This window comes from Pseudoalteromonas sp. 2CM32C (genome assembly GCF_023161925.1).
In the GTDB taxonomy this organism is placed as follows: domain Bacteria; phylum Pseudomonadota; class Gammaproteobacteria; order Enterobacterales; family Alteromonadaceae; genus Pseudoalteromonas; species Pseudoalteromonas marina.
In genome coordinates this window covers 811796-834569 of sequence record NZ_JALNTI010000001.1, presented here as the reverse complement: position 1 = coordinate 834569, position 22774 = coordinate 811796, and the positions used below count along the sequence as shown (strand labels likewise).

Sequence of the window (22774 nt, the reverse complement as noted above, 5' to 3'; positions counted from 1 at the left end):
TGCTTGCTTTATCATTTGTTTTACATATAGTTACTGATACCGTCATTAACTTGAGGAAACTTGGTTGTTACTTAAAGGATTAATACTTGGATTGTGTTGTTTTTGTGGCCAAATTGCGGCGCAAGAATCGGTCACTCTACAATTAAAATGGACGCATCAGTTTCAGTTTGCTGGTTACTACATGGCCAAAGAAAAAGGGTTTTATAAAGATGTGGGTCTTGATGTAACCATAAACCCGGCAGATCTAACAATGCCCGATGCGTTTAGTGCTGTGGCTAATGGCGACGCCGAGTTTGGTGTAGGTCACTCGGGTATTTTACAGGAACGTATAAACGGCCAATCTTTTGTAGCAATGGCGCCTATCCTGCAATATTCACCTTATTGTTGGATGGTCAAAGACACCTCTGATATTTTTCATCCTCGTGATTTTGTAAATAAGCGTATTAGTAAAGTGAGTCACAATGATAGCAATGAGTTAATGGCTATGCTGACACGCAGCGGAGTTAATACGCGTTTGCTTAGTGTATACAACGGTGACAACCCAAGCCAAGCCTGGATTGAAAACAGGCTCGATGCGATGCAAGTTTATCTATCTACTGAGCCCTACAATATGACTCAAAGAGGTATATCACATCGCCTAATATGTCCTCAGCGTTACGGCATAGACGTTTATGCAGATATCTTATATACCACTGGGAAAATGTTAAGCACATCCCCTGAAACCGTTGAAAAATTTTACCAAGCCAGCCTGAAGGGGTGGCGCTACGCAATGATGAATATGGATGAGGCCATTGCGGTTACCCAAATACTTTACGCACCTAACAAAAGCTTCCATGAATTAGCATACGAGGCAGAAGTATTAAAAGAATACATTATGCCTGCAACAACTAGCCTGGGGCATATGTCTATTCCAAAATGGCGCCTAATTGCAGACTTGTACGGTATTCACCAAACTGAGTTTGATAAGGTTAAAGCCAGTTTTATTTATAAATATCAGCGACCGGAAAAAATGGAACTATCGTGGATGTTAATTGCAGCGATGATTGTGAGTGTTATCTCTATACCGTTGTATTTGCGCTTAATGTTTAGTAAAAAAATAACCGTTTAATGGCTGTTAATGTTACTGATACAATTGGCTACCTTTCAATAAATTAAGCTGTTATGACATTAGCCGAGCAATTTACTTCACTTGACTCTATTTTAAAGCGTACTCGCATCTATTGGCAGTGCACCGCTTTTGACTTTGATGCGATCCCTTGGCCCGAACTGCGAGGCATATTAAATAGCTTAACAGATGAGCAAGTAGCAACGCTTGATACCAAGCAGAATGAATTAATAGACTTCTTTAATCCACACATTAAGTTACTTGATGAATTACAGCTATTATGTGAATTACCTCAGGCAAATACCCTCCGATATAATTACCCTTTTTGGATTAGTAACGGCATAAAAGGGCGTAAGTTCGAACAACTCCAAGACTTTGTATCTGCGTTGCCAAACACAAAATTACCGGTATTAGAATGGTGTGCGGGTAAAGGGCACTTAGGTCGTATGCTCGCATTTAACGGTGCCACGCAGGTCAGCAGTGTTGAGTTGCAATCAACATTATGCGAACAAGGCCAAAAAGCAGCACTGCAACAAGGCTTGGCAATGCAATTTAGCCAAGTTGATGTATTAAAAGATGATACTACATCACTTTTTAATACACAGATGCATGCTGTGGCGCTTCATGCATGCGGCGCTTTACATCAGGCTATGATGCGCAAAGCAATAGCTGCAAACGTGCAGCAAATTAGCTTTTCACCTTGTTGCTATCATTTATTCACACCTAACGATTACTTACCAATGAGCGAGCTTGCCAAGCAAAGTCAGCTTAGGTTAACTCATCGTGATTTAAAACTAGCCTTGCAAGAAACAGTAACCGCGCCAACTCGTGTTGATAAAATACGAAAAACAGAACTTGAGTGGCGGTTGGGCTTTGATGCACTCAGGAGGTCAATTACTAATGAATTACACTATGTTAGTGTTCCCTCTGTTAATAAGGCCGTGTTCTCAGGTTCATTTAAATCATTTTGTGAGTGGGCGGGCGATAAAAAAGCCTTGAAAATACCGCAAGATATTGATTATGAATATTTTTTATCTGTGGGTGTGGCTCGAAAAAAGGTCACTGACAGAGTTGAACTGGTTCGACATGTGTTCAGAAGAGCAATTGAGGTTTGGCTTGTGCTCGATCGTGCTTTATATTTGCAACAGCATGGCTATCAAGTAAGTATTAAAACCTTTTGTGAAAAGCAGTTAACGCCTCGGAATATTTTAATTCTTGCCAATACTAACCCTTCAACCAATAACTAGTCGTTTTGGCTTAATAAGAGATGCAATGAGAAAATTAAAAAATTTGTTCGATAATAATAAAAACTGGGCTGCGCGAACAAGCGAAGCGAATCCAGAGTTTTTTAAAATTTTATCTATGCAGCAAAACCCTGAGTACTTATGGATTGGTTGTTCAGACTCTCGTGTACCCGCAAACCAAATAGTTGATTTATTACCCGGAGAATTATTTGTACACCGCAATGTAGCAAATGTCGTTGTACATACCGATCATAACTGTTTATCTGTTATGCAGTATGCGGTAGAAGTACTAAAAGTTAAACACATAATGGTTGTTGGCCATTATGGGTGCGGTGGCGTTCAAGCTGTACTAAGCGATGCAAAGTTTGGTTTTATTGATAACTGGCTTCGACATGTTGGCGATGTAAAAGAAAAGCACATAGATCAACTCAACAGCATAGACGAAGGGCAGCGCTTGAGTCGACTTATTGAGCTTAATGTAATAGAACAAGTACGCAATGTATGTCGTACCAATATTGTGCAAGATGCATGGGAGCGCGGCCAAGATTTAACAATACATGGTTGGGTTTATGGTTTAGAAAACGGCCACTTACATGATTTAGAAGCCGTTGTAACGTGCGCGGAAGAAGAGTCGGACAGTTATAAACGTGCAATACAACATGTTTTTAAAAAAGCAGGTTGTGAGTAAATAAATGACAAAAACGGCGGTTGTTATTGGCGCTACAGGTTTAGTTGGGTCTGAGCTTTTGACGGCATTACTCAGTTGCGCTGAGTATAGTCAGGTTGTAGCCATAACACGCCGAGCGTTACCACTTTCCCATCCTCAGTTAACTAATCACGTTATTGATTTTGAAAAGTTGACTCAATACATCGATTTCTTTAAAGGTGATGTATTTTTTTCGTGCTTAGGGACAACGCTTAAGCAAGCGGGCTCTGTTGATGCGCAGCGTAAAGTGGATTTTGACTATCAATTCATCGCCGCACAAATTGCAGCATGCAATGGCATAAGCCATTATTGTTTAGTGTCATCAAGTGGTGCTAACGCAAACAGCAATAGCGTTTATTTAAAAATGAAGGGGCAGCTAGAGCAACAGGTTGTGCCATTAGCATTTAATAAAATAAGTATTTTTCAACCGTCGTTGTTAATAGGTGAGCGAGATCACTTTAGATTAGCTGAAAAAATAGGCAGTGTGATTTTACCATTGCTTACAAAAATTGGTTTCTTAAAGCGTTATAAACCTATAACAGGAAAGCAAGTTGCTTTAAAAATGTTAGCGGTGAGCTTAGAGCAAAAAGAGGCGCAAAAATATTATGTGCTTGATGAGCTATTTATCTAGATTTTTGTTAGACATAAAAAGCAGCTCAGGCTGCTTTTTTATGCGTTGAATTAATTATTCTGCGTTTGTATTTTCGTTTAGTTGCTGTTCAAGAATAGCGACTTTAGCTTCTAGCTCAGTTAGTTTTTCGCGTGTACGAATAAGTACTTGGCTTTGAATATCAAATTCTTCTCGGCTAACAAAGTCCATCTCAGCAAGTTTGTTTTGTAAAACTTGCTTTGTTTTACCTTCTAGCGTGTCTGCTAAATTTTTTACACCTTGTGGCATATTACTCGTAATTTGCTTAGCAATTTCTTCTAGTTTTGCTGGGTTGATCATAATTGTCCCTTCGGCCTTGCCTAAAATGAATATAACTAATGTTACCTTATACCCACCTCATTTAACACATGATCATGTTTAGGTAATTAATTATGGCAATTGCTATGCCTGTAGTAATGGTTACGTTAAAATTGCGCGTCTTTTAAATCATTCTGGTCGTTATGAAACTTAATCCAAAACAAGATGAAGCGGTAAAATATATAAGTGGCCCATGCTTAGTTCTTGCTGGCGCTGGCTCTGGAAAAACCCGCGTTATTACAAATAAAATTGCTTATTTGGTACAAAAGTGCGAGTACAAAGCACGTAATATTGCGGCTGTTACCTTTACTAATAAAGCGGCTAAAGAAATGCGTGAGCGCGTATTACAAACGCTTGGTAAGCAAGAGGCTAAAGGGTTATGGGTATCGACGTTTCATACACTGGGTTTAGAAATAATAAAAAAAGAATTGAGCACACTCGGCTTTAAACCTGGGTTCTCGTTATTTGACGATCAAGATACCAACCAGCTGTTATCGGAGCTCACTGAAGATGAATTAAAAAAAGACAAAGATTTACTCAAGCTACTTAAAATGGAAATTGGTAGCTGGAAAAACGAATTAGTATTGCCAGAGCAAGCAATACGTGAAGCGCGTGACGCGCAAAAGGCGTTATTCGCGCAGCTATATGCGCGCTATCAAACACAATTGCGTGCTTATAATGCATTAGATTTTGACGATCTGATTATGATCCCTACGTTACTACTTACTAGCAATGCAACATCTCGTGAGCGTTGGCAGCAACGCTTTAAGTATTTGCTGGTGGATGAATACCAAGATACCAACACTAGCCAGTATCAGCTTGTAAAGCTACTCGTAGGTGAGCGAGCACGCTTTACTGTAGTGGGCGACGATGACCAATCGATTTACTCATGGCGTGGTGCACGTCCGCAAAACCTTGTTCTTTTGAGTAAAGATTACCCCGGACTTAGGCTTATAAAGCTTGAGCAAAATTACCGAAGCGCGCAGCGAATACTTAAATCTGCCAATATACTCATTGCCAACAACCCGCACGATATAGAAAAAAAACTATTTAGTGAGTTAGGGTACGGTGAGCCGATAAAAGTTATTGGATGTCGTGATGAAGAGCATGAGTCTGAGCGTGTAGTTGCTGAAATTATTTCGCATAAATTTATGAAGCGCACCAGCTACAAAGACTACGCTATATTGTATCGTGGTAATCACCAAGCACGTGGCTTTGAAAAGTCATTAATGAGCAACCGCATTCCCTATAAAATAAGTGGCGGTATGTCGTTTTTTGCGCGTTCAGAAATTAAAGACATCATGGCGTATTTACGTTTGCTCGTAAACCAAGACGACGATAACGCATTTTTACGTATAGTAAACACGCCTAGACGAGAAATAGGCACGGTAACACTTGAAAAACTGGGCACTTTAGCCAACGAAAAACATCAAAGTTTGTTTGCTACTTGTTTTGATAACGACCTGAGTTACAGGCTAAAAGGGCGTGGTTTTAACGCTTTAGCTGGGTTTGCTCGATGGATTGTCGAATTGTCAGATAACGCGGTACGCAGTGATACGTTAGAGGCAGTGAAAGACTTAGTGCGTAATATTAATTACGAAGCCTACCTATACGAATCGTCGCCCAGTGCTAAAGCGGCTGAAATGAGAATGAAAAACGTCTCTGAATTGTATCGTTGGATCACAGACATGCTAACCGGAGACGCTGATAACGAGCCGATGACGCTTGCCGAAGTGGTTAGTAAACTGACACTGCGCGATATGTTAGAGCGTAATGAGGAAGAAGATGAATCCGATGCTGTTCAGTTACTTACATTGCATGCCTCTAAAGGTTTAGAGTATCCGTATGTGTTTATGGTTGGTATGGAAGAGGGGTTGCTACCTCACCAGGTTAGTATTGATGAAGACAATGTAGATGAAGAGCGTCGACTCGCTTACGTTGGTATTACTCGTGCGCAGCAAGAGTTAACACTTACATATGCAAAAATCCGCCGCCAGTTTGGTGAAACCTCTGAAACAGAGTTAAGTCGATTTGTGCAAGAGTTGCCGCAAGATGATTTGGCATTTGAAAACAAAAAAGCGCCAAGTTCTCAGGCAGAGCGAATGGAAAAAGGGCAAGCCAGAGTCGCAAATTTACGGGCTATGTTTAAAAAACCTGAGTGAAATCAGGCTTTTTTATAACCAAAGCTGGGCTTAAACTGATTGACTGACGTGTTCTGGCTGTGACTCAGGGCAAGCTAAAGTGTGCTGTTTGCCAACAAAATATGACAAGCCATGTTTCTCCAATAAGGCTCTAAAATTAAGAATAGAGGGTCCTTTTGCAATGACCTTCATTTTTTTGAGCTTAGTGATAGGAAGCACACCTTGTAGTTGCAGGTCGTAACTATCTTGTTGCAATATTCGCTTGCTAAAGGTGGAGCTAAGCAATAGATAGTCAAAATTTACATCGGTTAATAGGTTAAGTTCACATCTGTCTTTAGCAAAATTATTTAAGCCAATTGAGTAGCCTAACAAAGATAATTGCTTAAGATTTTCTAGCTGAGTAGCACATGCATGGCGAATTTCTTGCTCATCAAAAAGTAAACAAAGTTGGCTTGGGCCACGTTGTTTATTTAACACATCAACAAATAAAGTAAATTCGTGTTTTTCAAGTAATAAGCAAGAGCACGGTACTAATGCCATTGCCACATTTGCATTTATGGCCTGCGTGTAAGCACACGCTAGCAGTTGCAACTCTACTTTTAAGTGTTGCTCTTTGTCGGTAGCAAATTTTTTCAAAACCTCAAAACTGGTAAACCCTAAAATTGGGTGCTCACCGAACGCTTCAAATAGCGATTCAGATTGCTGTTGCTCGTTTAGTGTAATAATTTCTGAGCTTCTAAAGCTCATTGGCATGACATCAAGATGATGCAGTGCTTTTTGCCCTACATCAGCTATTGATTGAGTGAGTAACGGATGAAACAGCTCGTAACGATTTTTTCCAGAATTTTTTGCATGATACATCGCGGCATCAGCATCACGAATAATTTCGTCGGTATGTTTATAGCTTTGTTTTGAGTAGTTTATCCCAATGCTAGCACCGCTTTGCAGCAAAGTACCTTTAATATTAAAAGGCTTTTTCATTAAATCGATAATACGATTAGCCACATCTTCGGCCTGTTGTGGTTCGGTTAAATGCGTTAGTAAAATAACGAATTCATCTCCACCTAAACGGGCTAATAAATCATGTTCACGAATACATTGTGAAAACAGCTCACTCACATTAATTAAGAACTGATCGCCAGCTTGGTGACCTAGTTGGTCGTTAATATCTTTAAACTTATCTAAATCAATAAACAGAACAGCAAATTGACGCTCTGGAAAGCGCTGAAAATGTTGAAGTGTTTTTTCTAATTGGGTTAAAAATAAACTGCGGTTTGGCAAGCTTGTTAACGAATCGTGATGGGCGTCATGATAAAGCTGCTGCTCTATTTTTTTTCGTTCTTCAATTTGCATTTGCAAATGCAAATTAGTTTGCTGTAGTTCTTTCGTTTTTTCGTTTACTCTAAATTCAAGCTCTTGGTGACTTTTAGCTATAGCCTGATTTGCTAGCTTAGTTTGTAAAACAGCCGCTATTTGGTGCGATACAAACGTAATTAATTCGTTATCGTCTTGACTAAAAATATGTTTATTGTTGTATGCTTGGCACACAATAAGGCCAATAACACCCTGCGATGTTTTTAAAGGTGCACCTAGCCAGCTCGTCGCTTTTTGTTTGTTAGGAACGGGGGCTGAACGTTGTACCACGCCACTATTTAATAATGCTTGTGCTTTTTCTGGGTTAATAAGCTGCGTTTCTTCGGTGCTTATTACTAATTCGCTGTAGCCTTTGGCAAACTGACGGGGCTGAGTATTTTCCTTATATTCATCAACACAGTAAGGGAATGTTATCCAGCCTGAGTCTTTGTCATAGAGTGCAATATAAAGATTTTCTGCGTAGGTAATTGTTTTTATTATGCCATGTATTTTAACGTAAGCATCATCAAGGTTTTTAGCTTGAGTGGCGATTTCAGATACTTTAAATAAAATTTGTTGACGTTGCAGCGCGCGTTTACGATTAGCTACTTCAAGATTAAGTGCATCGTTACTTTGAGTCAGTGCTCGAGTGCGAATTTTTACTTCTGACTCTAAATACTCACGTTTTTTTACACGTTCTATCGCCGTCGCTAAATACAGCGACATCACTTCAAGAAGTTGTACTTGCTGGGAGTTATAACTTTGATTTACGTCATAGCTTTGAGCGGCTAACACACCAATAATATTTTTTTCTTGGTACACAGGTACACCTACCCAATGTTCGGCGGGTGTGCCTAGCGCTTTGAATAAGCCGTTAGCAGCAGCGTCTTGCATTTGTTGCTTTGTAAAGTATGTGGTTTTACCTTCTTTAAATACGTAACCGGTAGCACCTTCATCAAAACTATTAGAGTGGTTTAGTGGTACTGCAATGCCATCTTTTTCATCTGAAAAATAAGAAAGCTCTAATGTTTGGCACTGCTGGTTTTGTAAAACGACATAAAAACTTTTACTGGGGACATACTTTTGTAAAATATCGTGTATAGCTGGATAAAGTAGTGTTAACTCCGCAACCGTACTCGCGCGCTCAGAAAGTTGGATAAGCGCATTTTGCAAATGGTGTGATTGCTTGTACTTTTTGAGTAGGGTTTTGAGGCGTTTATTTTGATACGCTAATCTACGCGATGAAGGGAGTTTATCTTCCAATGATGTAACCGATATTATTATTGTATAGTTATTAGACTTATACTTTCACTTTTAGTGCTTAGCGTCAAGCTGATATTCTAATAAAAATAATGGTTAACGCGGTATTTTGGGCATAAAAAAAGGCTTAACAAGTTAAGCCTTTTTTTATGTATAACTGAGCGTTATTCTGCTGTCATGAAATCGATTGCTGCGCTTATTTCATCGTCAGAACAATCCATGCATGTGCCTCTAGCTGGCATTGCATTAAAGCCGTTAATTGCATGCTCAAGTAGCGTATCTTTGCCTTTGGCAATACGCGGTGCCCAATCGTCTGCAGATTTAGGTGCACCTAATGCGCCTGTACCATGGCATGCAAAGCACGCAGCCTGGTAAACTTGCTCACCAGAGCGAGGCCCTGTTGGCGCGGCAGCTACTGCAGCTTTATCACCTTCAAGGTACACAGCACCAACAGGTGCTAAACGCTTTTTAATTGCATCTTCAGTCATAGAGTTATCATATGGCTGTGCGTATGCTGTAGTTGCTAACACTAATAATGCTAATGCTGTTAATTTTTTCATTTTGCCTTGCTCACTTCGATTTGAACGTGATCAATCACGATATAGATGACGGAAATTACGCCGATTATAACTCTCTGAGGCAATTTATAAAATGCTAAGAGGTATTTTTATTACTAAAAACTGGCTACTTTTTGCGTTAGCTCAACAAAAATAAGTGCCTTGGCGTATTTATTTAGCCAATATACCTGGTCATCCAATAAATAACCTTTGTTACAATCAATTTAATGCTAATACGGATTTAACAAGTTTTTCGATCCCCGCATCTGCTTCAACAATCGATTGCGCTAGCATGTAAGCAGGTGTAGTCACAATTTTATTGTGTTGATCAATTACAACGTCATCAACGTCACAATTTAAGTGTGTTGCGCCAAGCTTAGTGAGTGCGGCTGCTGTGTCTTTATCGTTGCCAATAGTGATTTTTGCATCGTCGTAAATAAATGGAATTAACGCAGGCGCGATACACATATAGCCGGCTGGTTTATTGGCATTAGCGAATTTTTTACAGGCGTTTAATACGTCGTTGTTAATGGTCGCTTGTGCGCCTTTGACCGCAAAGTCACATAAGTTTTTCGCAGCACCAAAACCACCTGGAACTATTAATGCGTCAAATTGATCACTATTAAGGTGGTTAAGCGCTTTTATATCACCTCGGGCAATACGTGCAGCTTCTACTAATACATTACGCTTTTCACTCATTTCCTCACCCGTTAGATGATTAATAGTGTGAAGTTGCTCTATGTCTGGTGCAAAACACTGGTAGGTTGCACCATTTTTAGCTATGTGTAAAAGAGTCAAAATGGCTTCATTAATTTCGGCACCATCGTATACACCATTTCCAGCTAATAACACGGCTACTTTTTTCATGCTTTTGTGCTCCTTGATTTAATTTATTCAGTCTATAGTTTGAAGTTTAACACGGACGAAATTGCCTATTTAAATTAATTTTTGTGTAAAAATTATCCGCTAAGTAAGTTGCAATGCGGCATATGCCATTTCACAATTAGCACCAATAAAAAAAAGTATAAAGGATCGCTATGATCTTCGATCCATTATGCTAGAATACTCCTCCGGTTATTTAATTGGACACGAATAACCAAAGTAGATGATGGCACTAGTAGCCATACAAAACCTTTTTCCACATTGGTTTAAAAATAATAAAAAAAGAACTTCGCATTATCTTTTTTAAATTAAAACATATAGTTAATCATTTTTCTAGGCGTTTAAATAGGCCTTGGAAGAATTATTTGTGCCTGTTATCTACATACTTATCCACAGCTTGCTCTTATTTTAATAAAATACCGAATATCAATTGATAGTCGTTTTATTTTAACCCTTATGGCATGCTTACAATTATCATAATTTTTAGCATTTAGGATCCAAATTCACCATGGCTCAGATCCCCGAAAATCCACTTATTTTAGTTGATGGTTCGTCGTATTTATTTCGTGCTTATCATTCTCCTCCACATCTAACTAATTCTAAGGGTGAGGCAACGGGCGCTATTTATGGCGTTATTAATATGCTGAAAAGCTTGATCAGACAGTATGATCCCTCGCATATGGTGGTTGTATTTGACGCCAAAGGTAAAACATTCCGTAACGACATGTACAGCGAATACAAAGCTAATCGCCCACCTATGCCTGACGACTTACGCACCCAAATAGCACCTATCCACAGTATTATTAAAGCAATGGGGTTTCCGCTTATTAGTATTGAAGGGGTTGAAGCAGACGATGTCATTGGAACCTTTGCGCGAATTGCCTCTGAGCAAAAACGCCATGTACTGGTTTCGACCGGCGATAAAGATATGGCCCAGCTTGTGAATGAGCATGTGACACTCATTAATACGATGACCGACAGTATTTCAGATCCTGACACTGTTGTTGAAAAGTTTGGTGTGGGCCCAGATCTTATAATTGATTACCTAGCACTGATGGGCGATAAGGTTGATAACATTCCTGGCGTAGAAGGCTGTGGCCCTAAAACAGCTGTAAAATGGTTACAAAAATATGGATCTCTGCAAGGTGTAATGGATAACGCAGGCGAAATTAAAGGTAAAATTGGTGAAAAATTAGCAAATGCATTAGATCATTTACCTTTAAGCTATGAGTTGGCGACCATTAAGTGTGACGTTGAGGTTGAGTCAGATCTTGATACGTTTAAATTGCAGGAGCCAAATAAAGACGAGCTAATTGCTTTATATGGTGAATGCGAATTTCGTCGTTGGTTAGCTGAGCTACTAGATAACCCAAGTGATGCACAAACTCACTTAGCAGTTCCATCGCAAGAAACAGAATTACCAAAAGTTGAAGAGGCTCATTACGAGACTATTTTAACAGAGGCGCAGTTTGATACGTTAATAGAGCAACTTAATGGCGCTGATCTTTTTGCTTTTGATACAGAAACAACTAGCCTCGATTATATGCAAGCGCAATTAGTAGGCATGAGTTTTAGCGTTAAAGCAGGAGAAGCTGCATATTTACCTGTTGCGCACGATTACCCCGATGCACCAGATCAACTAAGCCTTGAATTTGTGATGCAAAAGCTTGGGCCAATTTTAGCTGACGCTAATAAAGCGAAAGTAGGGCAGAATCTTAAATACGACAAAAGCGTATTAGCTAATGCCGGCTATGAACTCAATGGTATTAAATTTGACACTATGCTTGAGTCATATGTATTTAACAGCGTAGGTACGCGCCACGATATGGATTCGTTGGCATTAAAGTATTTAGGTCATAAAAATATTAGTTTTGAAGATATTGCAGGCAAGGGTAAAAAGCAGCTGACGTTTAATCAAATTGAACTCGACAAAGCAGCGCCTTATGCAGCAGAAGACGCGGACATAACTCTTCGCTTACACGAAGTACTGTGGCCTAAAATTGAGGCAGATGAAAAGCTTAAATCAGTATTTGAAGAGATTGAAATGCCATTGGTAAGCGTCATTTCAGATATTGAGCGCACAGGGGTTGCGATTGATAGCAACATGCTTGGCGCGCATAGCCAACGTTTAGGTGAGCGCTTAATTGAACTTGAAAAAGAGGCGTTTGAAATTGCAGGTGAACCTTTTAATTTAAGTTCACCAAAACAGTTACAAGTATTATTGTTTGAAAAGCTAGAGCTGCCAATAATTAAAAAAACGCCTAAAGGTGCACCTTCAACCGCAGAAGAAGTACTTCAAGAACTCGCTCATGATTACCCGTTACCTAAGGTTATTATTGAACACCGTGGTTTATCAAAACTTAAATCAACATATACCGATAAACTACCGCTTATGGTTAATGAAAAAACACAGCGTGTACATACGTCATATCATCAAGCTGTAACAGCGACAGGGCGTTTAAGTTCTACTGATCCTAATCTGCAAAATATTCCTATTCGCTCAGAAGAGGGTCGTCGTATTCGAGAGGCCTTCATTGCTGCCGATGGTTATAAAATAGTGGCAGCCGATTACAGCCAAATTGAATTACGCATAATGGCGCATCTTTCACAAGATAAAGGTTTGCTTAATGCTTTTGCAAACGGTTTAGATGTTCATAGTGCGACCGCGGCCGAGGTGTTTGGTGTTGATTTAGATGACGTAACAACAGACATGCGCCGTAAAGCAAAAGCCGTAAACTTTGGTCTTATTTATGGTATGTCGGCTTTTGGCTTAGCACGCCAGTTAGATGTACCACGCCATGAAGCTCAACATTATATTGATAAATATTTTGAACGTTTTCCAGGCGTATTAGAGTACATGGAAACAACACGCGAAAAAGCAGCAGAAAATGGATATGTTGAAACAATATTTGGACGCAGATTGCATTTACCTGAAATAAATGCCCGTAACGGAGCCCGTCGTAAAGGCGCGGAGCGTGCTGCTATAAATGCGCCTATGCAAGGCACTGCTGCTGATATAATTAAAAAGGCTATGTTAAGTGTTAATAAGTGGGTGTACGAACAAGCTCCAAATACCGTGAAGCTGCTTATGCAAGTGCACGATGAATTAGTATTTGAGATTAAAACTGATTGTGCAGAGGCTTACACAAAACAAATTTGCGAGTTAATGTCACAAGCTGCTTCACTCGATGTACCGCTAATAGTAGAGGCTGACGAAGGTGAAAACTGGGAACAAGCCCACTAAACTTTATAAATAATAAAAGCGCCAATAGGCGCTTTTTTTATGTGTATTAAAAATAGTAGTACCTTAACGGTCAATTTTATATAAACAGAATTTAGTTAATAATTGGTTAAAATAGGTAATTATTTATGCCAAATGGTTACATGTTCGTCAATTCTAACTATTAATGCAGAATATGATTGTATTTTTATGCGCGCTTTTGTTAAAGTCCCGCCCGTCCTACTCTGTAGGACATCCTGTTGATGATGCGTCTGTAAAGATGCAACAAATTGTTAGCGACTCCCCAGTTTGCTATATCGGCCTAATAACCTTTTATTAGGCCGTTTTTTATTCCGCACTTTTCAGTATTCTCGACCTAATTATTACTTCTATTGTGATCATCTTTACGTTTAAATTCCGTAATTATAGCGAGTATGAGTTACGATATTACAATCTCATATTTTAGTATGGTTTAAGCTATTTCTAAATGATAGTATTCAATGAGGTTTTACCTTGATCTATGTATTTAAAGGAGTGCGTTATGTTTAAAGCGTTAGCTATTACAGGCCTTTCGTTATCAAGTTTATTTATGTCTAATTTTGCCTTTGCTAATTGGCTGCTAGACAACGATAAAAGCCAAGTAAGTTTTGTTTCTATAAAGAAAGACACGATTGCTGAAGCCCATCACTTCACTGCAATCGAAGGTAAGCTTAACGATAAAGGTGAGTTTAATGTTTATATAGATTTAGCATCAGTAGAAACGTATATACCTATTCGTAATCAAAGGCTTACAAGCCTGTTATTTGAAGTGAATACATTCCCAAAAGCCGTGCTAACAGCTAATTTGAAGCCGTCGTTAGCAATACTTAAAAAACCGGGTAGTTACGTATTAAAAGGTATTAGCGCAGAGCTTGATTTTCATGGTAACAAAAAATCACTTTCAATTGATGTGCTGGTAAATAGCAATAAAAGTGGTGATTTGACACTTGCTTCATTCAAGCCAGTCATCATAAATAGTGGCGACTTTGGTGTGACAGAGGGAGTTAAACAGTTACAAGAGCTTGCTGGTTTGCCTTCGATCGCAACGGCTATCCCAGTTTCATTTGCATTAACGCTTAATAAACAGTGATTTCGCTTAATGAGCTCAGTAAACAGTTAAGTGAGCCGAGTAAGCCCTTTGATAGTTGGCAACCCTCTCATTGTGGTGAGTTGCCAATAGTTATTAACGACCAAGGGGAATGGTTTTACGAGGGTAGTAAAATAACAAGACTACCTATGGTCAAATTGTTTGCTTCTGTATTGTGCAAAGAGGGTGCACATTTTTATTTAAAAACACCTATCGAAAAAGTAACGATTACAGTAGAAGATGCGCCGTTTATTATTGTTGATTGGTTTTTAAAGCAAACTAATGAAGGCGAGGCTTTGTGTTGTATTGATAATTTAGCCAGGCAGTGGATTGTTTGCCAGCAGCAGCCCTTACGGGTAAAAAATTATAAGGGCGCTAAAGTACCTTATTTAATATTACCTTTTGGTTGTAGTGCACGTATAGCAAGAAGTGTGTTTTATCAGTGGGCAGAAAAAGCCGAGTCTGATGAGCTCGGCTATTTTATTCAATCTGCAGGTGAGGTGTTTTACTTAAGTTAGCTTGCAGTGTTTGTGTCTGAACTGCTTTCGTCAGCTACTTTTTCTACAGGTGGTACCGCGATAACGGGGCCTAAATACCATTCGTCTAGTTTTTTAGCTACTTCTGGTAATCCAGTGCCTTTTAAAGATGAAAATGCATGGACAGTAATATCACCGTCCAGCTCGCTTAGTTCGCGGCGAACTTGTAGTACTTGTGCCTTTCTTGCACCTTGCTTTAATTTATCAGCTTTTGTTAGCAGGGCCAATACTGGAATCTCGCTTCCAATCGCCCAATTAATTAAGTCGCGGTCTAAATCTTTTAACGGATGACGAATATCCATTAAAACAACTATTCCTTTTAAGCTTTGGCGTTTTTGAAGGTATTCACCTAATGACTTTTGCCATTTCTTCTTCATTTCAATTGGTACTTTGGCAAAACCGTAGCCTGGTAAATCTATTAGGCGCATGTTATCAACATCAGCTAACTCAAAGGTATTAATTAACTGAGTTCGCCCAGGGGTTTTACTCGTACGTGCTAATTTTTGATCGGTTAATGCATTTAGCGCACTTGATTTACCAGCATTAGAACGACCCGCAAACGCAACTTCAATTCCCGTATCAGCAGGTAATTTAGTAATGTCTGGAGCGCTTGTAACGAAAGACGCGGTATTATATTTGATACGAGATTTGAGCACAGGCTCTCCTAAAACTTTAAAAATAACGTTAAGTAAACCAAATTTACTTAGGGCACGTATTTTATACTATAAAAGATGTATTAAAAAGCGTATTTAAATACCTTAAATCAGTGTCTGTGGTACATTTAAAGCATATTAAAGCTTCACCTTAGTCAAAACCCTGTAAATTATAAGCTTAATATGTGTAGAAAACGTGCCAGAGAATTTATTATCGTGTAGAATATATGTATTGCAACATCATGATTGTAGATGATACAGGGTCGGGAACAGAGAATTCACCATGAAAAAAATAGCACTATCTTTAACAATATTGCTTGGTGCGTTGTCAGCAAGCAACGCAACAGCATTTGATGGCGATGTAAACGCAGGTAAACAAAAATCAGCAACGTGTGCGGCATGTCACGGCCCAGACGGTAATGCACCGATTACTATTTACCCTAAAATTGCAGGCCAACACCCAGATTATATCCTAAAGCAACTTCAGGATTTGAAACTAGGTATGACATCAGGCGGGAAAGAAGGCCGTATGGATCCTGTAATGAGCGCAATGGCAATGCCACTTAGCGAACAAGACATGAAAGATCTGGCAGCTTACTTTTCGTCACTAAACATGTCAGAGGGTTCAACACCTAAAGACGTCGTTGAAGTTGGCGCTATGCTTTATAAAGCGGGTGATGCAGAGCGAGGCATTCCTTCATGTGCTTCGTGTCATGGTCCTCGTGGTAACGGCTCATCGTTAGCTAAGTTTCCAAAAGTGTCTTTTCAGCATCCAGAGTACATAAAGTCTCAACTTGAAAAGTTTCGTAATGGTACACGCCATAATGACCTAAACGGTATGATGGGTGACATCGCTAAAAAGCTAACAGATAAAGACATTGAAGTGCTTTCTAAGTACTTAGGCGGTTTACACTAAAGTCGTATTTATCTAAATTTAGATAACAACTACAGTGTAATATGAAAAAAAAGCAGCCTCGGTTGCTTTTTTTGTGTCTGAAATTCGCGATATCGTCTTTCACTTTGTGAGACATTGACCATGCGGATGTATGGTAAAAGTCTTATTTTAAATGTCTTTTATTTGTTAAGTTGTTGTTATTTAAATAGGCTTTTATTTATGTATGGCTGTAATGTAAGAAAAAAGATATAAACCAGTTGTAACAAAATTATTAACGAGTAAATTAACAGCTGTCGCAAAAAACAATAAAAAAATGGAAACAGCTATAAGGAAAGTAGCGCGGCACGACTACATAGCACAAAGATTGTGCTACTAAAGGAAATACTACAAAAGAGTCAGGATGACCGAAAATAATAAAATAACTCATGGAAGTTTAATAATAAAAACAAAATGGAATGAAACAAGGAACGTAAAAATAATAACAATACGGACTGATAATAATAAAAATAACAAAGACTAAAAAAGTCGAAGGGAGAAGTGTCCATTTTATGGCGCTCAGATTAGTAGGCGGTAGAGATGTTTTCTCTACCGCCTTTTTATTTGTCCTGTTACAATACCCACCGTTTAGCAATATGCTAGTGCGTCATGTTAAAGAGAAGCCCAACCTCTAAAGCGCAAACTGAATTCTTCTGGCTATGCCAGCATTGCGATGCCTATTAATATACGCCTCGCTCAAAACCTCTTAAGTGAGATGATCAAGATATGAGTAGAAAGAAAAAGTCACGCAAAATCCCATCAAATGGACCCGTTCGCTTAAGCCAAGATAAGCTTAAAGAAATGCGTGCGTTAAAAGAGCAGCGTGTTAAAAAAACCAAAGGTGCTAAGCCTGGTTCTCGTAATGCGCCAGATTTGGTTGAAGAACAAAACCAAACATCGCATTCAGGTTCAAGAGATAAACGTATTGGTAGTAAAAAGCCGGTGTCTTTAGTGCCTGTTGCTGCTGAACCAAAAGTAGAAATGAAACGTAACTTAAAACCAGTGGTTGAACTTAAAAAAGTAGTTCAGCCAGAGCTTACACCAGAGCAAGAGCTTGAAGAGCTTGAAAATGATGTACGCTTACTTAAGTTGGTTGAGCGTCATGAAGGCGGTGAGATGCTGACTGGTAAAGATGCTAAGTACTTTAATAGTCGAATTGCTCGCCATCAGGTTCTATGCAAATTATTAGGCCTTGAGGATGAAGACGAGTTTGATGATGAAGATGACTTTGGCGAAGAGAGTAATTCAGACTTCGACCAGTATTTATCAAACGATCTTGCCAGTGAATGGCTAGACGATGATGAAGACGAAGATAAGTAATTAAGGGTAATCAATGAGTACTGCTGTGATCGTTGCCTTGTGTTTAGGCGCTATTATTATAGCTGGTTTGGCATTTTATGCGGGTCAGTTGTTGTACAAGTTAAGTGCACAAAAAAAGTTAATAGCTAAAAAGCAAGCAGAGCAAAAGCAAAAGCTTGCAGCATCTCGTTTAAAGCGAAATGCTAAGCTCGCCGACAGTATTCATCTAATTGCGCGCGCAATGAAAGAAGAACAATGTGAGTTTTCAGAGGGATGTTTGCGCGTGTGGGTGCTTATGTCGCAATATGGCTTTGAAGACGAGCGAGATTTAACCATACAGTACCCTGGCATTTATAAGATGTACCAAGTGGTAAAAGAAATGCCGACACACGATGCCCGAAAAAAATATTCTAAAAAAGAAATATTTAAGCAAGACACGGCGCGTTGGCGTGCAGAAGAAAGCTACAGTGATGAGATTAAGGCCGATTGCGTTAATATTATCTCTGAGTTCAAAGCTGCTCCAGGTAGTGAAAACGTAGTTTTTAACTAAATCTCGTACATAACATTAAAAAAGCATACCTAGGTATGCTTTTTTTGTGCCCAAATAATATTTAATTAGGGGGCTAAATGACTCGAGAAAAACGTGTTGCGTTGATTTTATTTTGTAAGTGGGCATCAAAACACATACAAATTATACGAATGAATAAGTTACCCCGCGGTGTGACACTGACGTGATTATTTTTAATAATCAACATATTATCTTCTATAAGTGGTTTAAGAGAAACCAATGCCTCCGCAAAGTAGGTATCAAATTCAATATGATACTTTTTAGCAAACTCGTCTATATTTAGTTCAAACTGACAAATAAGCTGCTTAATAGCATCCGCTCGAATAACATCATCATGGGTTAAATGCATACCTTTACTAAGTGCGCAGCCGCTTTGCGTTTCAATGCTGTGGTAGTAATGCTTTAGCTCTTTTTTATTTTGTAAAATAGCGGTGCCAATTTGTGAAATAGATGATGCACCCAGCCCTAATAAATCACAATTACCATGCGTTGTATAACCTTGAAAGTTTCGATGTAATTGGCCTTCATTTTGTGCGATAGCCAGCTCGTTGTCTGCTTTCGCAAAGTGATCCATACCAATAAACTGATAACCTGCTTGTGTCATCTGCTCTAAGGTATTTTTAAACATGGTTAACTTATCGTGAGCATTTGGTAAGTCGTGCTCTTTTATTTTACGTTGTGCGGCGAATCGCTCTGGTAAGTGAGCGTAGTTAAATACCGAAACACGATCGGGGCTAAGCTCAATGAGTTGCTCTATTGTTTGTTTAAAGCTTTCGGGGGTTTGCAGTGGAAGCCCGTAAATCATATCGGCGTTAATTGATTTGAAGCCCAGTTCACGTGCCTGAGTAATTAACTGCTTAACGGTATCGGCATGTTGAGGGCGATTAACTGCAAGTTGCACGTCGTCATTAAAGTCTTGGATCCCAAACGACACTCGGTTAAAACCAAGCATTCTTAAATCAACCAACATATTTTCAGCAAGCGATCGTGGGTCAACTTCAATACCGCGCTCTGTTGTGCTGGTAAAATTAAAGTGCTGTTCGAGCAGGGTAATTAAGCGTTTCATTTGTTGGGTGGTTAAAAAGGTAGGAGTGCCTCCACCTAAATGCAGTTGCTCAACGCTGTAGTGCTTAAACAAAGGTGCTTGTGCGGCAATTTCTTTTGCTAAAAAGTCTATATATGTATCGGCTTTAGATTGGTGGCGAGTGATTATTTTATTACAACCACAGTAGTAGCAAAGCTGACTGCAAAATGGAATATGAACATATAGAGAAAGCGCACGAGATTGAGATGATTCTACAGCGCTGATTAAATCGTGTTTATCGTATCCCTCATTCAAAGATAATGCGGTAGGGTAGGATGTATACCGCGGACCAGACACATTGTATTTATTAATGAGAGCTTGGTCCCATTGAGGAAGTTTTATCATCACGCGCACCTAAGTTTTAACTAGAGCCGTGATTATAAAAAAGTAACTAAGGAGATATGTTGATCTATAACAAAAAAGGTGCCGAAGCACCTTTTTATCGCAACGTATTACGCGTTAATACGTGACGGTATGCGCATCTTTTAAATACTGAAAAAGCTCTTTATAGCCTTTACCTGGCTTTTCGGCTTTGACCTCTTTTGCTGCATTACGTACTAATTGACGCATTTTTTGACGATCAAGCGATGGGAACTGCTCAATAGTCTCGTTTATAAGACTATCACCTTGTTCTATTAAGTCTGAGCGCAGTTGCTCTATTTTTTTAACCAATACTTCAGCCTGGTTATTTTTATTAAGCATTACATCGATAATAGCTTTAATATCTTCAATGTTTTCTACTGTGCGAAGCGTTTTTGCAATGTAATTTAAATGACGACGATATGCATCACTTTTGTTACTAATTTTATCAGCAACAACCATCGCTTCTTTTAAATCGTCATTTAATGGTAGGCGCTCACGCTGCTTTTTACCCATTTTGGCAATTTCAGAACCTAACTGATGAAATTCTTGTGCTTCGCGCTTAAGCTCTGTTCTTGATACGTATTCAATTTCTTCTTCAATTTCAGCAGGCTTGCCTTTTTTCTTCGCCATGGGGTGCTCTTAAATAAAAATAACTGGCAACATTATACGCCATTCTTTTAGTGATTAATATTAGCTGATGTGGTGCAGTGAGTGTGTTAGCATTTAACTATAAGAAATGCATGCATTATGCCGCTAAGGCTCAGGACTTAATTTATGAAAAGCCAACAAAACGATCCAATTTATTCTCAAATATCGCAGGTTAAAGATGCGGTAGCTGAAGTACTCGAACATGCTAAAAAATTAGGTGCTACAGCAGCTGAAGCAGCAATGTCTAGCACGTCGGGTTTATCGGTGAGTACACGAATGGGTGAAGTAGAAACCATTGAGTTTAACCAAGATGGTGGCCTGGGTATTAGTATTTATGTTGGCAATAATAAAGGGTCTGCCTCAACGGCTGATTTAAACCCTAAAACATTGCGCACAGTAGTAGAAAAAGCCATTGATATTGCAAAGTTCACATCAGACGATCCTTTCAATGGGGTCGCCGATAAAGAACTACTTGAGTTTAACCCACAAGATCTCGATTTATACCACCCTTGGGATGTAAGCCCAGAGCAAGGTATTGAGCTTTGTCATACAGCTGAGCAAGCGGCATTAAATGCTGATGAACGTATTGTAAATTCTGATGGCGCGAGTTTTTCATCGCATCAAGGGCTTCGTGTTTATGGGAACAGCCATGGTTTAATTGCTGGCTTTCCTCGCACTCGTCATAGCATCAGCACCATGGTAATTGGTAAAGATGGTGAACAAATGCAACGCGACTCAGCATACACGGTTGCCCGCGATCAAGCAGGTCTGACTGATGCAGCTGCGGTTGGGCTTGAAGCCGCATCAGAAACATTGGCTAAATTAAACAGCCAAAAATTAGGAACAATGAAAGTCCCGGTTGTATTTAGGGCTGATATTGCAAACTCATTGTTTGGTCACTTGGTTTCGGCAATTGGCGGTGGCGCACTTTATCGTAAGTCGAGCTTTTTACTCGACAGTTTAGGTACGCAAGTATTTAGTCATTGTGTAAATATTGCTGAACGCCCGCATATTTTAAAAGGATTAGCTTCATCACCGTTTGATAGCGAAGGTGTTAAAACGGTTGATCGTGAAATAATTCAAGGTGGTGAGTTACAAACTTATTTATTAGCAAGTTACGCCGCGCGTAAAATGAATATGACCCCGACAGGTCATGCCGGCGGTATTCACAACTGGTTAGTAGAACAAACGCATAATGATTTACAAGCATTGTTAAAAACAATGGGTACCGGCTTGTTAGTTACCGAGCTTATGGGGCAAGGCGTAAACACAGTAACAGGTGATTACTCTCGAGGTGCTGGTGGTTTTTGGGTTGAAAATGGAGAGATCCAATATCCAGTAAGTGAAATTACGATTGCCGGTAATTTAAAAGATATGTTTAAAGGAATTTCTGCTATCGGTGGTGATATTGAGCGCAGAGGCGGCATTCAAACTGGCTCTGTTCTAATCGAGCAAATGCAAATAGCGGGTGCTTAATACCTAATTTAGGCTTAATTATGGACACACTTAAGTTTACTCTAATGGTGCTAAATTTAAGTGTGTAAATAAGTACGAGTTGAGATATTTAATGGCTAAAGATAGATACGCACCAAAACCACTCACCGATATTATGGCGGGCCTAAACAACCGTCTGTCGGCTTACGCAGGTAAAAGCCAAGCTCTTGATACTCAGCAAACTTTACTTAAAGATTTTTTAGGTCCTAAATTAGGGGATAAGTGCCGCGTAAGCAATTATCGCGATGGCACTTTAATGATTGAAGCGGTATCGGCCCCGATAGCGCTTCGGCTTAATTATTTAAAAATGGATATGCTTTCGCACTTTAGGGCGGCAGGTATGGCCGAATTAGGGCAAATTAAAATTACAGCTAATCCACAGGCAACTCAGCGATTAAGTTCGGCCAACAAACCCGCATCAGCCGCCGTCACAAATTCACGTAAAATGAGTGAACAAACAGCCGATTATTTAAATGCGATTGCCGACTCAGCACCACCTTCATTAAAAGAGAAGTTACAACGTTTGGCCCTACACGGTAAAAATAAGGGTTAATTGCCGGCTGCTTTATTAAGTTATTAGTAGGGCAATTTAGAACGCTTATCTCATTCAAAATACTTTGTTACATAATCTATTTCA

Annotated in this window: 20 protein-coding genes; 13 read left to right on the top strand and 7 right to left on the bottom strand. The window is 39.3% G+C overall.

Going from position 1 to position 22774, the window contains the following annotated elements:
* Nucleotides 1-64: 64 nt before the first annotated feature.
* The 4 genes from MTF67_RS03840 to MTF67_RS03825 are packed head-to-tail and all read left to right on the top strand — an operon-like array spanning nt 65 to nt 3686.
* Nucleotides 65-1108 carry an ABC transporter substrate-binding protein gene (locus MTF67_RS03840; RefSeq protein WP_006793052.1) on the top strand — a complete coding sequence of 348 codons (1044 nt, stop codon included), beginning with the start codon at nt 65-67 and terminating at the stop codon, nt 1106-1108.
* Nucleotides 1109-1161: 53 nt separating this feature from the next.
* A complete protein-coding gene (locus MTF67_RS03835; RefSeq protein WP_248518723.1) occupies nt 1162-2352 on the top strand; it encodes a methyltransferase in 1191 nt (396 codons plus the stop codon).
* 25 nt (nt 2353-2377) lie between these two features.
* On the top strand, nt 2378-3037 hold the full coding sequence (gene can, locus MTF67_RS03830) for a carbonate dehydratase (RefSeq protein ID WP_248518722.1): 660 nt from the start codon (nt 2378-2380) through the stop codon (nt 3035-3037).
* Nucleotides 3038-3041: 4 nt separating this feature from the next.
* On the top strand, nt 3042-3686 hold the full coding sequence (locus MTF67_RS03825) for a short chain dehydrogenase (RefSeq protein WP_248518721.1): 645 nt from the start codon (nt 3042-3044) through the stop codon (nt 3684-3686).
* A 54-nt stretch (nt 3687-3740) separates the two neighbouring features.
* Here the strand turns inward: MTF67_RS03825 and MTF67_RS03820 are convergent, their stop codons facing one another.
* A complete protein-coding gene (locus tag MTF67_RS03820; RefSeq protein ID WP_006793056.1) occupies nt 3741-4004 on the bottom strand; it encodes an accessory factor UbiK family protein in 264 nt (87 codons plus the stop codon).
* A gap of 161 nt (nt 4005-4165) precedes the next feature.
* Here MTF67_RS03820 and rep point away from each other — a divergent pair, with 161 nt between their 5' ends.
* Nucleotides 4166-6184, top strand: coding sequence for a DNA helicase Rep (gene rep / locus MTF67_RS03815; RefSeq protein ID WP_248518720.1), 2019 nt, complete (start codon nt 4166-4168; stop codon nt 6182-6184).
* Between the two features lie 30 nt (nt 6185-6214).
* Here rep and MTF67_RS03810 read toward each other — a convergent pair whose 3' ends face one another.
* From MTF67_RS03810 to elbB, 3 genes are all read right to left on the bottom strand, one after another.
* Entirely contained in the window at nt 6215-8779 is a 2565-nt protein-coding gene (locus tag MTF67_RS03810; RefSeq protein ID WP_039036238.1) for a diguanylate cyclase, read from the bottom strand.
* 161 nt (nt 8780-8940) lie between these two features.
* Nucleotides 8941-9336: a cytochrome c5 family protein gene (locus MTF67_RS03805; RefSeq protein ID WP_006793059.1), complete on the bottom strand. Its 396-nt coding sequence runs from the start codon at nt 9334-9336 to the stop codon at nt 8941-8943.
* A 216-nt stretch (nt 9337-9552) separates the two neighbouring features.
* A complete protein-coding gene (gene elbB, locus MTF67_RS03800) occupies nt 9553-10200 on the bottom strand; it encodes an isoprenoid biosynthesis glyoxalase ElbB (protein ID WP_039036239.1) in 648 nt (215 codons plus the stop codon).
* A 523-nt stretch (nt 10201-10723) separates the two neighbouring features.
* On the opposite strand from elbB, the gene polA reads away from it, so the two are divergent.
* The 3 genes from polA to MTF67_RS03785 all read left to right on the top strand — a co-directional run bounded on the left by polA (nt 10724) and on the right by MTF67_RS03785 (nt 15079).
* The gene (gene polA, locus MTF67_RS03795) at nt 10724-13459 is read left to right on the top strand and encodes a DNA polymerase I (RefSeq protein ID WP_039036240.1); all 2736 of its coding nucleotides are present in this window, start codon (nt 10724-10726) and stop codon (nt 13457-13459) included.
* A gap of 517 nt (nt 13460-13976) precedes the next feature.
* A complete protein-coding gene (locus MTF67_RS03790) occupies nt 13977-14564 on the top strand; it encodes a YceI family protein (RefSeq protein ID WP_248518719.1) in 588 nt (195 codons plus the stop codon).
* Entirely contained in the window at nt 14561-15079 is a 519-nt protein-coding gene (locus MTF67_RS03785; RefSeq protein WP_248518718.1) for a DUF1285 domain-containing protein, read from the top strand. Before MTF67_RS03790 ends, MTF67_RS03785 begins: the two co-directional genes overlap by 4 nt.
* On the opposite strand, the gene yihA is transcribed toward MTF67_RS03785, so the two are convergent.
* Nucleotides 15076-15753, bottom strand: coding sequence for a ribosome biogenesis GTP-binding protein YihA/YsxC (gene yihA, locus MTF67_RS03780; RefSeq protein WP_008133243.1), 678 nt, complete (start codon nt 15751-15753; stop codon nt 15076-15078). The genes MTF67_RS03785 and yihA overlap by 4 nt on opposite strands.
* Nucleotides 15754-16033: 280 nt before the next feature.
* Between yihA and MTF67_RS03775 the strand changes: the two genes are divergently transcribed.
* From MTF67_RS03775 to MTF67_RS03765, 3 genes are all read left to right on the top strand, one after another.
* Complete coding sequence (locus MTF67_RS03775; RefSeq protein ID WP_006793065.1) at nt 16034-16666, top strand: c-type cytochrome; 633 nt, start codon at nt 16034-16036, stop codon at nt 16664-16666.
* A gap of 741 nt (nt 16667-17407) precedes the next feature.
* Nucleotides 17408-18001, top strand: coding sequence for a Der GTPase-activating protein YihI (gene yihI / locus MTF67_RS03770; protein WP_008133239.1), 594 nt, complete (start codon nt 17408-17410; stop codon nt 17999-18001).
* A gap of 13 nt (nt 18002-18014) precedes the next feature.
* Nucleotides 18015-18530, top strand: coding sequence for a DUF2489 domain-containing protein (locus MTF67_RS03765; RefSeq protein WP_248518717.1), 516 nt, complete (start codon nt 18015-18017; stop codon nt 18528-18530).
* 73 nt (nt 18531-18603) lie between these two features.
* Here the strand turns inward: MTF67_RS03765 and hemN are convergent, their stop codons facing one another.
* Complete coding sequence (gene hemN, locus MTF67_RS03760) at nt 18604-19977, bottom strand: oxygen-independent coproporphyrinogen III oxidase (protein ID WP_248518716.1); 1374 nt, start codon at nt 19975-19977, stop codon at nt 18604-18606.
* A 114-nt stretch (nt 19978-20091) separates the two neighbouring features.
* Complete coding sequence (gene yjgA, locus MTF67_RS03755) at nt 20092-20625, bottom strand: ribosome biogenesis factor YjgA (RefSeq protein WP_006793069.1); 534 nt, start codon at nt 20623-20625, stop codon at nt 20092-20094.
* Between the two features lie 144 nt (nt 20626-20769).
* Here yjgA and pmbA point away from each other — a divergent pair, with 144 nt between their 5' ends.
* Entirely contained in the window at nt 20770-22119 is a 1350-nt protein-coding gene (gene pmbA / locus MTF67_RS03750) for a metalloprotease PmbA (protein ID WP_039036244.1), read from the top strand.
* A gap of 91 nt (nt 22120-22210) precedes the next feature.
* A complete protein-coding gene (locus tag MTF67_RS03745) occupies nt 22211-22690 on the top strand; it encodes a DUF721 domain-containing protein (RefSeq protein WP_006793071.1) in 480 nt (159 codons plus the stop codon).
* The last annotated feature ends 84 nt before the right edge of the window (nt 22691-22774 follow it).